The organism is Micromonospora sp. NPDC047812 (genome assembly GCF_040704175.1).
In the GTDB taxonomy this organism is placed as follows: domain Bacteria; phylum Actinomycetota; class Actinomycetes; order Mycobacteriales; family Micromonosporaceae; genus Micromonospora.
This window is the reverse complement of record NZ_JBEYRY010000007.1, coordinates 49372-63366: the sequence shown is the minus strand read 5'-3', so window position 1 is coordinate 63366 and position 13995 is coordinate 49372. Positions and strand designations below refer to the sequence as shown.

The 13995-nt window shown below is 72.6% G+C and carries 12 protein-coding genes; 10 read left to right on the top strand and 2 right to left on the bottom strand.

Annotation, left to right across the window (positions count from 1 at the left end; all coding sequences use genetic code 11):
* Window positions 1–42 precede the first annotated feature (42 nt).
* From AB0883_RS23805 to AB0883_RS23770, 8 genes are all read left to right on the top strand, one after another.
* On the top strand, window positions 43–771 hold the full coding sequence (locus tag AB0883_RS23805; RefSeq protein WP_366643428.1) for an SDR family oxidoreductase: 729 nt from the start codon (window positions 43–45) through the stop codon (window positions 769–771).
* Between the two features lie 50 nt (window positions 772–821).
* The gene (locus tag AB0883_RS23800) at window positions 822–1562 is read left to right on the top strand and encodes a methyltransferase domain-containing protein (RefSeq protein WP_366643427.1); all 741 of its coding nucleotides are present in this window, start codon (window positions 822–824) and stop codon (window positions 1560–1562) included.
* 98 nt (window positions 1563–1660) lie between these two features.
* Window positions 1661–2998: an SWIM zinc finger family protein gene (locus AB0883_RS23795; protein ID WP_366643425.1), complete on the top strand. Its 1338-nt coding sequence runs from the start codon at window positions 1661–1663 to the stop codon at window positions 2996–2998.
* On the top strand, window positions 2995–5658 hold the full coding sequence (locus tag AB0883_RS23790) for a DUF6493 family protein (protein ID WP_366643424.1): 2664 nt from the start codon (window positions 2995–2997) through the stop codon (window positions 5656–5658). The genes AB0883_RS23795 and AB0883_RS23790 overlap by 4 nt, the downstream gene beginning before the upstream one ends.
* A gap of 124 nt (window positions 5659–5782) precedes the next feature.
* Complete coding sequence (locus tag AB0883_RS23785) at window positions 5783–6232, top strand: helix-turn-helix transcriptional regulator (RefSeq protein WP_366643423.1); 450 nt, start codon at window positions 5783–5785, stop codon at window positions 6230–6232.
* A 5-nt stretch (window positions 6233–6237) separates the two neighbouring features.
* A complete protein-coding gene (locus tag AB0883_RS23780; RefSeq protein ID WP_366643422.1) occupies window positions 6238–6648 on the top strand; it encodes a VOC family protein in 411 nt (136 codons plus the stop codon).
* A gap of 88 nt (window positions 6649–6736) precedes the next feature.
* Complete coding sequence (locus AB0883_RS23775) at window positions 6737–9124, top strand: excinuclease ABC subunit UvrA (protein WP_366643420.1); 2388 nt, start codon at window positions 6737–6739, stop codon at window positions 9122–9124.
* A 366-nt stretch (window positions 9125–9490) separates the two neighbouring features.
* Entirely contained in the window at window positions 9491–9874 is a 384-nt protein-coding gene (locus tag AB0883_RS23770) for a peptidase inhibitor family I36 protein (RefSeq protein WP_366643418.1), read from the top strand.
* A gap of 290 nt (window positions 9875–10164) precedes the next feature.
* Here AB0883_RS23770 and AB0883_RS23765 read toward each other — a convergent pair whose 3' ends face one another.
* Window positions 10165–10530: an AAA family ATPase gene (locus tag AB0883_RS23765; RefSeq protein ID WP_366643417.1), complete on the bottom strand. Its 366-nt coding sequence runs from the start codon at window positions 10528–10530 to the stop codon at window positions 10165–10167.
* A gap of 60 nt (window positions 10531–10590) precedes the next feature.
* On the opposite strand from AB0883_RS23765, the gene AB0883_RS23760 reads away from it, so the two are divergent.
* On the top strand, window positions 10591–11601 hold the full coding sequence (locus AB0883_RS23760; RefSeq protein ID WP_366643416.1) for a tyrosine-type recombinase/integrase: 1011 nt from the start codon (window positions 10591–10593) through the stop codon (window positions 11599–11601).
* A gap of 131 nt (window positions 11602–11732) precedes the next feature.
* Here the strand turns inward: AB0883_RS23760 and AB0883_RS23755 are convergent, their stop codons facing one another.
* Complete coding sequence (locus tag AB0883_RS23755; RefSeq protein ID WP_366643415.1) at window positions 11733–12599, bottom strand: tetrahydrofolate dehydrogenase/cyclohydrolase catalytic domain-containing protein; 867 nt, start codon at window positions 12597–12599, stop codon at window positions 11733–11735.
* 245 nt (window positions 12600–12844) lie between these two features.
* Between AB0883_RS23755 and AB0883_RS23750 the strand changes: the two genes are divergently transcribed.
* Window positions 12845–13990 carry a glutamate--cysteine ligase gene (locus AB0883_RS23750; RefSeq protein WP_366643586.1) on the top strand — a complete coding sequence of 382 codons (1146 nt, stop codon included), beginning with the start codon at window positions 12845–12847 and terminating at the stop codon, window positions 13988–13990.
* Window positions 13991–13995 lie beyond the last annotated feature (5 nt).

The window sequence follows — 13995 nt, the reverse complement described above, 5'->3', positions numbered from 1 at the left end:
CCCGGTAGCGTCGGCGGCGCAGCCACGACAGGGGAGAGGCACATGCGACCGGTCACCGTGATCACCGGCGGCAGCCGCGGCATCGGCGCCGCCACCGCCCGCCGCCTCGCCCACGCCGGCCACCACGTCGCCTTCAGCTACCGCCGCGACCGCGCCGCCGCCACCGCCGTGCTCGCCGACGTCGACGCCACCGGCGTACGCGGCCTCGCCGTGCCCGCCGACACCCGCGACCCCGACCAGGTCACCGCCCTGTTCGACGCCGCCGCCGACCTCGGCCCGATCACCGGCCTGGTCAACAACGCCGGCGTCACCAGCCCCATCGGCGCGTTCGTCGACCTCGACCCGGCCGACCTGCGCCACGTCGTCGACGTCAACCTCATCGGCTACGTCCTCTGCGCCCAGCAGGCCGCCCGCCGCATGGACCGCGGCGGCGCCATCGTCAACGTCTCCTCCGTCGCCGCCACCCTCGGCAGCCCCGGCGAGTACGTCCACTACGCCGCCGTCAAGGCCGCCACCGACACCCTCACCACCGGCCTGGCCAAGGAACTCGCCCCGCGCGGCATCCGCGTCAACGCCGTCGCCCCCGGCATCATCCGCACCGACATCCACGCCCTCTCCGGCCAACCCGACCGACCCGACCGGGCCGCCGCCCGCATCCCACTGGGCCGCCCCGGCGAACCCGACGAGGTCGCCGGCGCCATCGCCTGGCTGCTCGGCCCCGACGCCAGCTACACCACCGGCACCGTGCTGCGCGTCGCCGGCGGCCTCTGACCCCGTCCGCCGCGCCCCGCACCGTCGCCGTCCGTGCGAGGATGCGCGCCGTGACCGGTGTCTTCGGCGACGTCGCCGACCTCTACGACGACGCACGTCCCGACTACCCGAGCGCCCTCGCCGACCTCATCGGCGACTACCACGGCGGCACCCCCGCCGCGGTCACCGAGATCGGCGCCGGCACCGGCAAGGGCACCGCCGTGCTGCTGCGCCTCGGCGCGCCCGTCACCTGCGTCGAACCCGACCCCCGCATGACCGCCCGACTCACCGCCACCTTCCCGCAGATCCACCCCGTCACCGCCACCTTCGAGCGGTGGCAGCCACCCACCGGCGGCGTACCCCTGCTCGCCTGCGCGTTGGCCTGGCACTGGCTCGACCCGGCCACCCGCAACCCCCGCGCCCACGACGCGCTCACCCCCGGCGGCACCCTCGCCGTGTTCGGCCACGAGTACGGCTTCGCCGACCCCGAACAGGCCCGCGCCGTCGACACCACGCTGCGCGGCGTCGACCCCACCGCCACCCGCCGCCGCACCGACTGGTTCCACCGGGACATCACCGACAGCGGCCTGTTCACCGACGTACGCGCCCACACCCTGCACCGCGACCTCACCCTGACCACCGACGGCTACCTGCGCCTGCTGCGGACCTTCGGCCCGTACCGGCAGCGCACCGCCGCGCAGCAGACCCGGGCGGCCACCGCGATGCGCACCCTCGTGGACGGCTTCGGCGGCAGCGTCGTGCTGCGCCTGCGCACCACCCTCGTCCTCGCCCGCCGCCCCCACCGACCCTGACGCCACCGACCGTCCCACCCGGCACCCCGGCGGCGCATCCCGCCGGCCACGCCCGCCCGCCGGATTGCTGTCGGTGGGCTCCTCTACCGTCCGCGAACGTGAGCGCAACGCAGACGTACCGGTACCTCGGATCCTCCACCCTCGCACGCGACGGCCTCGGCCTGCAGACCAGCGGCGGGCCCGCACCCCACCCCCGGTTCTTCACCGGCTTCCTCACCACCCCACCGGCGGCGGCCGCCGGCCTGCTCGCCGTCGCCGAGGTCGCCCGGACCCGCTACCACCGACCCGTCAGCCCCGCCAGCCTCGACCCGGTGGTCACCGGCAGCCGCGACCGGCTCCGGTTCGAGTCCTTCTCCGGCTGCTGCGGCGTCTACGCCCGCCTCGACACCCTGCCCGCCGGCCTCGACGGCGACATCATCGAGCACGGCACCACCAACGTCGACGTCAACAACCCGCTGCGCGAGGCACTGGCCCGCGTCGGCGGCCTCGACCCGCTGCACCTGTCCGTCGGCCCCGACGACCTGACCGTCTCCACCATGGACGGCCCGATCGTGGAGAAGAAGGTCCCCCTCCCGGCGCGCTGGCTGCGCGGCTTCGCCGAGGTGCAGATCCTCTCCGCCGCCTTCGAACCCCGCGCCGAGATCCCCGCCACCGAGGCGGCCACGTTCCTGCGCCGACTACCCACCACCAGCGACCGGTCCGTCCTCTGGGCGGTGCCGGCCGGCCGGTCCCTGCGACTGACCTCCCGACCCGTCCCCGGCGCCGTCTGCCTGGCCGGAGCGAGCCGACTGACCGCCCTACGCGGCATGCTGCGCTTCGCCGAGACCCTGCGCGTGTACGGACCGACCGTCGCCGCCGGCTCGCCGCCCGTCCCGAGCACCTGGGAACTGGACACCGGCGCCCTGCGCCTCTCCCTCACCCTCTCACCCGAGCCGTACCGCGGATTCTCCGGCGAAGGCGCCGCCCTCACCGCGCTGGCCGGCGACGACGTCGTCGACGACGCCGACCTCGTCGCCGCCGTACTCTCCTGGGACCCCACCATCGACGTCGACCGGCTGGCCACCGACACCGGCCTCGACCCGGCCCGCGTCCGCGCCGCGCTAGCCCAACTCGGCACCGCCGGCCGCGTCGGCTACGACGTCTCCGAGGCCGCGTACTTCCACCGGGTCATGCCCTACGACGCGGACCGCGCCGAACGCGACAACCCCCGCCTGGTCGGCGCCCGGGCGCTGCTCGACGCCGGAGCCGTCGAACTCGACGCGACGACCGCCACCGTCCGCAGCGGCGACCAGATCTACCGGGTCCGCCGACTGCCCGACGGCGACCTCACCTGCACCTGCCCCTGGTGGGCCAAGCACCGCGGCCAACGGGGACCGTGCCGGCACGCCCTGGCCACCCGGATGCTGACCGTCGACCGGGCGGAGGAGCAGGTGTGAGAAACGCACAGCAGGTGTTCATGAAGAGCGCCGTACGGCGGCAACGGGAACTGGCCGCCGGCGGCACCAGCGACCTGTTCGACCTCATCCAGAACGCCTCCGCCACCCAGATCGTGGCGGCCCTGGCCGGGCTGCCGGAGCAGCGCCGCCGGGAGATCGGCGCCGAGGTGACGACCTGGTTCAAACAGCGGCAACGCACCACCTGGTGGACGGCCGGCTCCGGCACCGCCCTGGCCGTCGCCGTGGTCGGCTGCCTACCCACCGCCGCACAGGCCGCGACGATCCTCGCCCGCAACACCGTCAACCCCCACGGCGAACGCGCCGCCGCCCTGATGTCCACGGTCGCCGAGGAACGCGGCATCACCTGGCTCGGCGACCTGGCACACCGCCTGGCCACCAAGATCAACCAGCAGACGGGCATCGAACACTGGCGGTTCGTCGCCGCGCTGCTGCGCCTCACCGGGACGACACCACCGGCCAACGACCGGTTCGTCGAACTGTGGCTGGACTCGGTGCAACTGCCCGACCGGCGACGCGCCGGCCCACCGGCAACCCTGATCGAACGACTCCGCGACGACCCGTTCCTCGACGCCATGCTGCCCCGACTGTTCGAGATCGACGGCCTCGGCTCACGCATGACGTTCGACGAGGTCACCACGACCTGGGACGAACGACGACGCCACGCCCTGCCGACCGCGCTGGCCCGGCTCGCCACCGAAGGGACCATCGACCGGACCATCCTGATCGACGGCGCGATCGGCCGGCTGCTGCGCGGCGACCGGGCGGCGGCCCTGCGCGCCTTCACCATCCTGCTCACCGAACTCCAACCCACCACCACCGAGATCGCCACCCGCGCCACCGACTACCTCCGCCTGCTCACCGACGCGCCGGCCCCGGCCGCCACCATGGCGCAGAAGGCACTACGAGACCTGCCCGACCTCGACATCGACACCATCCTCGACACCTCCCGGGACGTGCTGCTGCGACCGGACAAGGCACTCGTCAAGGCCCAGCTCACCTGGCTCGACCGCCTCGCCCGCCAACACCGCGACCGGACGGCCGAGGTCGCCGAGGTCATCGCCGTCGCCGCCGAACACCCCGCCGTCGAGCTACGCGACCGCGCCACCGCCCTCGCCACCCGCCACGGACACGACCCGACAGCGGGCGGCAACAGCCGGGCGAACGCCCAGCCACGCGGCGACGACCTGCCCCCGCCCGCACCACCGGCACCGGCACCGGCCCCCATCACCGACGTCGACGAACTCGCCGAGGAGGTCGCCGCACTGCTCGGCACCCCGTCGCAGGGCACACCGCTGGACCGCATCCTCGACGCGCTGGTCCGGCTCACCGCCACCGACGGCGCACGGGTGCACACCGCCCTCGCCCCCGTCATCGAGCGCCGGCACTGGTCCTGGGGCAACGAACACCGCCACGACCCCCTCTGCCTGTGCAAGGTCGTCGTCGACGTCCTCACCACCGCCGCCACCACCGACCAGCAGGCCCACCGACGCAGCCGGTGGCACACACTGCTCACCGCGCTACGCCGCACCGACCGACAGACCCCGCAACCGGAACTGGTCACCACCGACCCCCGGGTGCCCGCACCGCACCGGCTGCTCCGCGCCCGCCTCGCCGAGATCGGCGCCCACCTCAACGAACCCGGACACCCCGGCCTGCTCGCCACCCCCACCCACGCCAACGGCGCCCTCGACCCGCTCGCCCTGATCGAGCGCCTCGCGGCCCTCGGCGACCGCACGCCCTGGCACTGGGACCTCACCCAGGCCCTGCTGCGCCTGCCCGCCGACACCGACGACACGGTCGCCGGCAAGGCGGCGGCGCTGGGCACCCCGGCGGGGGAGCGGCTCGCCGCCTGGCTCCGCGCCGGCGGACTCCCACCACCCGTCACGCGCGTCACCACCCTCACCCGGCGGCCCCGCAGGAACGGCTACGACTGGGAGTACGACCAACTACCGCCCAAACGCATCGCGGTCGAACTGCGCCCACCCGACGGCTACGACGACCGGTACGGACTACTGACCGCCGACCCCCCACCCATCGGCGTCGAACACTCCGACTGGGCGAACCTGTGGCCGTCGATCCTGCCGGGGCACAGGGCGGTGGTCGCCGCGTACGCCCTGCCGATCGTGGCCGCCACCGCGGACATGGACCAACGCGGCGGCACGACCATGCTGCCGCTGCTCGCCGAGAGCACCGGCCCCGGCACAGCGGCCCTCGACCTCGCCCTGTCCTACGGCCTCGCCGCCCGCCACGGCACCGACCGGATCGCCGCCCTGGACGCCCTGCTCACCCTCGCCGCAGCCGGACAGCTCGACGCCACCGCCACGGGCGCACAACTGGGCCGACTCGTCGCCGGGCAGCTCGTGAAGCTGTCCCGGGCACTCGAACCCCTACGCGACGCCGCCCTGGCCGGAGCACCGCTGACCGTGTGGCGACTGATAGCCGCCGCACTGCCCCCGGTACTCGCCTCGCCCAGGCCCCCGCGCGGCCTGCCGGACCTGCTGAGCCTGGCGGCCGAGACGGCCGGCACGACCGGCGTCCGCATCGAGGTACCCGGCCTGGCCGACGTCGCCGGCCGGGGCGGGTCGAGCCGCCTCGTCACCGAGGCCCGACGCCTACGCCGCGCGCTCGACACGGCCTGACCCGGCGCGCGTCCCGAGCACCGGACGGCCGCTCGGGGCGTACGGCGTGCCGTCGCGGCACCGCGACGGCACGCCGAACCGGTCCTGCTGGGCAACCCCCGCGCCACGTGGCACGATCTTGCAGGTGACCAGCAGAGACGCCGCCGAACAGCACCTACGCGACCTCGCCCGGCTGCGCCGCGTCCGCGACCGCATCGACCGGGAGTACGCGCAGCCACTGGACGTCGAGGCGCTCGCCCGGGGCGCGAACATGTCCGCCGGACACCTCAGCCGCCAGTTCCGGCAGGCGTACGGCGAGTCGCCGTACGCCTACCTCATGACCCGGCGCATCGAGCGCGCCATGGCGCTGCTGCGCCGTGGCGACCTCAGCGTCACCGAAGTCTGCTTCGCGGTCGGCTGCTCCTCGCTTGGCACCTTCAGCACCCGCTTCACCGAACTGGTCGGCGTGCCGCCGAGCACCTACCGCGCCCGGACAGCCCAGGCGACGGCGGAGATGCCATCGTGCATCGCGAAACAGGTGACCCGACCGATCAGGAATCGAGAAGCACGCCGCACGCAGCCGCAACTAGCCTGACCGGCATGAACATCAGCATCCACTACGCCTTCCTCCCGCACACCGACGCGGACGCCGCCCTCAGCTTCTACCGCGACACCCTCGGCTTCGAGGTCCGCAACGACGTCGGATACGACGGCATGCGCTGGCTCACCGTCGGCCCCGCCAACCAGCCCGGCACCTCCATCGTCCTGCACCCGCCGGCCGCCGAACCCGGCATCACCGACGACGAGCGCCGCACCATCCTCGAACTGATCGCCAAGGGCAGCTACGGCGCCATCACCCTGGCCACCGACGACCTCGACGGCCTCTTCGACCGGCTACAGGCCAGCGGCGCCGACGTCGTCCAGGAGCCGACCGAGCAGCCGTACGGCGTGCGCGACTGCGCCTTCCGTGACCCCACGGGCAACCTCATCCGCATCAACGAGCTGCGCTGAGCCCTCCGGCGCACGCAGACACCGACCAGGCAACACCTCGACGCAGACCGCGACGCCGGCCCCCGCGCCACAGACGATGGAGACACCGATGAGCACCGCCACGAGGACGGACACCCAGGCACCCGCGCACGTCGCCGACAGCCACGACCTGATCCGCGTGCAGGGCGCGCGCGTGAACAACCTCAAGGACGTCAGCGTCGAGATCCCCAAGCGCCGCCTGACGGTCTTCACCGGCGTCTCCGGCTCGGGCAAGAGCTCGCTGGTGTTCGGCACCATCGCCGCCGAGTCACAGCGGATGATCAACGAAACCTACAGCGCCTTCCTGCAGGGCTTCATGCCGTCGCTCACCCGACCGGAGGTCGACCTGCTGGAAGGGCTGACCACCGCGATCATCGTCGACCAGGAACGGATGGGCGCCAACCCCCGATCCACCGTCGGCACCGCCACCGACGCCAACGCCATGCTGCGCATCCTGTTCAGCCGCCTCGGCCAACCCCACATCGGCTCGCCCAACGCGTACTCCTTCAACATCCCCACCGTCCGGGCCAGCGGCGCGATCACCGTCGAGCGCGGCAACAAGACCAAGGCCGAGAAGGCGACGTTCCACCGCCTCGGCGGCATGTGCCCCCGCTGCGAGGGCATGGGCACCGTCAACGACATCGACCTGACCGCCCTCTACGACGCCAGCAAGTCACTCAACGAGGGCGCCCTCACCATCCCCGGCTACAGCATGGACGGCTGGTACGGCCGCATCTTCCGCGGCTGCGGCTACTTCGACCCCGACAAGCCGATCAGCAAGTTCACCAAGAAGGAACTGCACGACCTGCTCCACCGCGAACCCACCAAGATCAAAATCGACGGCATCAACCTGACCTACGTCGGAATCATCCCGCAGATCCAGAAGTCCTTCCTCGCCAAGGACGTCGACGCCCTCCAGCCCCACATCCGCGCCTTCGTCGAGCGGGCCGTGACCTTCCAGACCTGCCCGGACTGCGACGGAACCCGACTCAGCCCGGAAGCCCGCTCGTCGAAGATCAACGGCAAGAGCATCGCCGACGTCTGCGCCATGCAGATCAGCGACCTCGCCCAATGGGTACGCGAACTCGACGAACCCTCGGTGGCCCCCCTGCTCAAAGGGCTGCAACACCTCCTCGACTCGTTCACCCAGATCGGCCTCGGCTACCTCTCACTCGACCGCCCCTCGGGCACCCTGTCCGGGGGAGAGGCACAACGCACCAAGATGATCCGCCACCTCGGCTCGTCCCTCACCGACGTCACCTACGTCTTCGACGAGCCCACCATCGGCCTGCACCCCCACGACATCGAGCGGATGAACACCCTGCTGCTGCAACTACGCAACAAGGGCAACACCGTCCTCGTCGTCGAACACAAACCCGAGACCATCACCATCGCCGACCACGTCGTCGACCTCGGCCCCGGCGCCGGCACCCACGGCGGCACGATCTGCTTCGAAGGCACCGTGGAAGAACTGCGAGGCAGCGACACCGTCACCGGCCGCCACCTCGACGACCGGGCCGCCCTCAAGAAGACCGTGCGCACGCCCACCGCCGCACTCGAGATCCGTGGCGCGACCGAACACAACCTGCGCGACGTCGACGTCGACATCCCGCTCGGCGTACTCTGCGTCATCACCGGCGTCGCCGGCTCCGGCAAGAGTTCGCTGATCCACGGCTCCGTCGCCGGCCGCGACGGCGTCGTCGTCATCGACCAGGGCGCCATCCGCGGCTCACGACGGAGCAACCCGGCGACGTACACCGGCCTGCTCGACCCGATCCGCAAGGCGTTCGCGAAGGCCAACGGCGTCAAGCCCGCACTGTTCAGCGCCAACTCCGAAGGCGCCTGCCCCACCTGCAACGGCGCCGGCGTCATCTACACCGACCTCGGCGTCATGGCGACCGTCGAGACCACCTGCGAGGAATGCGGCGGCAAACGGTTCCAGGCGGCCGTCCTGGAGTACACGCTGGGCGGCCGCAACATCGCCGAGGTACTCGCCATGTCCGTCGCCGAGGCCGAGGAGTTCTTCGGCACCGGCGACGCGCGCATCCCCGCCGCCCACACCATCCTCAACCGGCTCGCCGACGTCGGACTGGGCTACCTCAGCCTCGGCCAGCCACTCACCACGCTCTCCGGCGGCGAACGGCAACGCCTCAAGCTCGCCACCCACATGGCCGACAAGGGCGGCGTCTACGTCCTCGACGAACCGACCACCGGCCTGCACCTCGCCGACGTCGAACAACTGCTCGCCCTGCTCGACCGCCTCGTCGACTCCGGCAAGTCGGTCATCGTCATCGAGCACCACCAGGCCGTCATGGCGCACGCCGACTGGATCATCGACCTCGGCCCCGGCGCCGGCCACGACGGCGGCCGGATCGTCTTCGAGGGCACACCCGCCGACCTCGTCGCCGCCCGCTCCACCCTCACCGGCGAACACCTCGCGGCCTACGTCGGCACCTGACCGGAGGCGGCCCGGTCGTCGGTACCGTGGCGGACGGCCGGCGCTCGCACGGTACCGACCGGGCCGCACGTTCCGGTGTGCCGCGGCAGGAGAACGGGCCAGGGGAGTGCGCCGCGCCCACCGGGTGAGCCCGGGCGCGGGGGAGGTGTCCACGAACCACGGCGCCGGGGTGGCCGGCCCTGACCAACGTGGGGCGCACCGGCATCGGGATGCTCCGGCGGCGGCGACGCCGTGGAAGCTGGGCGTGTGCCGACACGATCCGCCGTCGCGGTCAATCACGCAATGCGATGTGGCGATCATTCTGAGTTACCATCGACACAGCTCGACATGATTGACGCACCGCGACCGCGCTGACACCGTGAGCCCATGAAGCTACGGCTGTTCCTTACCGCCGCGTTCGCCGCCGCTGCCGCCACGCTGGCAGCGCCCGCAGCCGCCCACGCCGGCCCCAACGACAACCTCAACGCAAGCGTCTCCGGAATCTCTCCACAGGCCGCCGGAACCTGCCCCTACACCGCCTTCTGCCTCTACACCGACACCTACTTCGGTGGGCAGATGTTCGTGATGTACGCCTGCGGCGACTACGCACTGTTCAACTGGAACGGCCACGGATCCGTCGTCAACAATCAGACTCCGGGCACGTGGGCCGACCTGCTGGACCAGAACCGCAACCCGATCCACGGCTTCGCCTACCGGAGCGACGCCCCGTATGTGGACTTCGATCCATACTGGTACGCCCAGCCGTGCTAGGGGAGAGCTGAAGCGCTCCGGCTGTTCCGTGTGCGCCCACCTGAGCCGTGCACCAGCTCCGACCGCGACGCCACCGGACCGCCACCCGCACAGCTCACCCGCGCGGGTGGCGGCCTCGCGGTGGGAGTCGGCCGCCACGACGACCCCAGACCACCCAGGCGTAACGAGCCCTACGGGTGTGGACCCGCCGACGCGACGGCGGTCAGCGCGGAGCGCCGACATCGCCATGCGGCCCCGTCGTCAAGGCGGACACCCCAACATGATGCGCTGGTTCGATAATGTACATTATGTCAAGTAAGCCGGATCGGGCACTCCCTCGGCCCGCTCGGGCGGCAGGTCGGCAAGGCGGCGCAGGTGCGCCTCCACCAGCGCGACCCGTGCGCGTACCGGCGCGGCGGCACCGCGATCAGACGATGGCCGTGCGCCCGGTAGACCTCCTCGTGCACGCGGGCGAACGCCAGCGACTCCGCGTAGCCGATCCGGCGGGCGGCGCTGGGCGTCACCTTCCGCCACGGTTCGGCCCCTCCCTGCTCCTGCTCCGCCGCGATGACGTCGGTGGCCGCCTCGGCCACGACGTCCCACCCGCGTCGGCGCAGCGCGTCGGCGAGTGTCGTCTTGCCGGCCCCCGGCGCACCCGTCAGCACGTACCGCCGCATGCTCTCTCCCCCTTCTTCCACGGTTGTCCGCCAACCCGAAAGTCATGCATAATATCCCTTATGCATGACAAACAGGACGAATCGGTACAGCGGCTGATCGAGGAGTTCCTGACGGCCCGCGCGACCCGCAAGCCCTCCCCCCACACGCTGGAGGCGTACCGGCGGGACCTGCGCGCCGTCGCCGCGCTGGCGGCGGAGGAGTGCACCCCTCCCCTCCCCCTCGACGCGCTGCCCGTCGCCTCCCTCACCGCCCGCGTCATGCGCGCGGCATTCGCCCGGTTCGCCGCTCCCCGCGCGGCCGCGTCGGTGCACCGGGCGTGGTCCACCTGGAACAGCTTCTTCTCCTTCCTGGTCGCCGACGGGGTGGTCGCCGGCAACCCGATGCCGGCGGTCGGTCGCCCCCGGGCGCCCCTCCCCCAGCCCAAGCCGCTACGCGGCGCGGACACCCCCGAGCAGTTGCTCGCCTCGGTGGCCCGGCAGGAGGGCCGGCAGCGCGACCCGTGGCCCGAGCGCGACCTGGCGGTGCTGGCGTTGGCGCTCTGCGCGGGGTTGCGGCTGTCGGAGCTGCTGGCGCTGCGGGTGGGGTCGTTGACGGGCCGCGCGGGCGAGCGGCGGGTCGACGTGGCGGGCAAGGGCGGCCGGCCGCGGGTGGTGCCGATCGAGCCGGAACTCGACGGGGTGCTGGTGGGCTACCTGGACAGCCGGGTGCGCCGGTTCGGGTCGCGCACGGTGCGGCCGGACGCGCCGCTGCTGGTGGACCGGCAGGGTGAGCCGCTGCGTCGGGGTGGGCTGCAGTACCTGGTGGAGTCCTGCTACCGGCGGGCGGGCATCACCGACCGGGTGCCGCGGGGGGCACGGTTGCACGCGTTGCGGCACACCTTCGCGACCCGGTTGGCGGAGGACGGGGCGAGTGCGGCGGAGATCATGCGGTTGCTGGGTCACGCGTCGTTGGCGTCGTCGCAGACGTACATCGAGGTGACGGCCGGGCAGCAGCGCGCGGCGGTGCGGTCCAACCGTACCAATCGGGCGTTGGCGGGGTTGGTGGCGGCGGAGGGCGACGCGCGGTCGTGAGGCGGTACGCGGCGGGCGTCGCGGGGCGCGGTGCCCGGCCGGTGGGCCGCGTACTCATGGCCCGTGCGGTGTCGGGCGTGGCCGCCGAGGGTGGCCCGGCGTCGGGGTCCCCGACGCCGGGCCGGGGACGGTCAGGCGTGGCCGGTGGCGCGCCGGGCGGCGTCGAGGGCGTTGCGGAAGAGCATGGCGACGGTGGTGGGGCCGACCCCGCCGACGCGGGGGGTGATGGCGCCGGCGACGTCGGCGCAGGTCTCGGCGACGTCGGGTAGGAGGCGTCGGCCTTCGTAGCGCACGCCGCCGCCGATGACGACGGCGCCGGGGCGGACGTGTTCGGGTTGGATGATGCCGGGGACGCCGGCGGCGGCGATGAGGATGTCGGCGCGTCGGGTGTGGGTGGCCCAGTCGGGGACGCCGGTGTGTACGACGGTGACGGCGGCGTTGGCGGTGGGTCGTTTCTGGGTGAGCAGCAGGGCGAGGGGGCGGCCGAGGGTGGCGCCGCGGCCGAGGATGACGACGTCGCGGCCGGCGACGGGGATGTCGTGGAAGGCGAGCAGGGCCTCGATGCCGGCGGGTGTGCAGGGCAGGGGTCCGGGCAGGCCGAGGGCGAGGCGCCCCATGTTGAGCGGGTGCATGCCGTCGACGTCGAGGTCGGGGTCCATGGTCTGCAGGGCCCGGTCGTAGTCGAGGTGCGCGGGGATGGGGTGCTGGATGAGCAGGCCGTGCACGTCGGGTGCGGTGTTGAAGTCGGCGATGGCGTGGTGCAGGTCGGTCTGGGTGGCGGTGGCGGGCAGGTGTACGTGGGGTGAGGCGAAGCCGAGTTCGTTGGCGTGGCGCTGCTTGATGCGGATGTAGCCGGCGCTGGCGTCGTCGTCGCCGACGAGGATGGTGGCGAGGCCGGGGGTGGTGCCGGCGGCGCGCAGCGCGGTGACGCCGGCGGCGACGTCGGTGAGGATGCGTTCGGCGACGGGGGTGCCGGGCAGGAGTCGGGCGGTGGGCATGGTGCTCCTCTACCGGCGGGGCCCAGGCGGTCGACCTCCGCGCGTGGAGCTCCCCGATGGTTTGGTGCCCATCCTCTGGCCGCCAGTCGCGTCTGGGTTCAGCTTGCCACAGGGGGTCGGTGTGGTGTGTCCCGGTGCGGTCGGGTCGGCGTACTGACTGTGGGTGTCCCGTTGGTCACTGGTTCGGGCTACCCTGTCGGCCTGTCCGTGTCGGGCGGTCGCCCGGGGTGTCGTGAGTGGAGGCCATGGTGCCGGTGCAGGTCGGCGGGGATGGTGTGGCGTCGGGTCCGCGGTTGGGGGTGGAGGAGGAGTTCCTGCTGGTCGATCCGGTGAGTCGGTGTGTGGTGCCGGGTGCGGGTGCGGTGGTGGATCGGGCGGTGGCGCGGTTGGGTGCGCGGGTGTCGGGTGAGATCACGTCGCTGCACGTGGAGACGAGGACGGATCCGACGTCGTCGGTGCGGGGGTTGTTGGCGCAGTTGGTGGAGGCTCGTCGGGTGGTGGCGGAGTGTGCGGCGGTCGACGGGTTGCGGATCGTGGCGACCGGTACGCCGGTGTTGCCGGGTGCGACGGCGCCGCCGGTGACGCGGGGGCCGCGGCAGGATCGGGGTACGGCGACGTTCCGGGGGTTGCACGACGAGTTGGCGATCTGTGCGTTGCACGTGCACGTGGAGCTGCCGGATCGGGAGCGGGCGTTGCTGGTGAGCAATCATCTGCGGGCGTATCTGCCGTTGTTGATCGCGTTGACGGCGAATTCGCCGTTCTGGGAGGGGCGGGATTCGGGTTATGCGAGTTGGCGGTCGATGATCTGGCCGCGGTGGCCGGTGGCGGGGCCGCCGCCTCGGTTCACGTCGCTGGCTCACTACGAGCGGGTGGTGGAGATGTTGTCGGCGGCGGGGGCGGTGGTGGATGCGGGGACGTTGTTCTGGGACATCCGGCCGTCGGTGACGCATCCGACGTTGGAGGTGCGGGTGTCGGACGTGCCGGTGTCGGCGCAGGAGTCCGCGTTGGTGGCGGCGTTGGTGCGGGCGTTGGTGGTGCGGGGGTTGGAGGCGGTGGATCGGGGTGATCACGGTCCGGAGGTTGCCGGGGAGTGGTTGCGGGCGGCGTACTGGCGGGCGGCGCGTGACGGGTTGGAGGGGTGGCTGCCGGAGGTCGGTTCGGGTCGGTTGCGTCCGGTGCGGGAGGTGTTGGGTGAGGTGGTGGGGTGGTTGGCGCCGGTGTTGCGGGCGTGTGGGGACGAGGCTCTGGTGCGCAGCTGGTCGGAGCGGTTGTTGGCGGGGGGTGGTGGTGCGGTGCGGCAGCGGGCGGCGGCGGGTCGTCGGGGTCGGTTGACGGATGTGGTGGATTTTCTGGTGGCGCAGACGGTGGTGGATGAGCGGCAGCCGGCGTAGGTGGT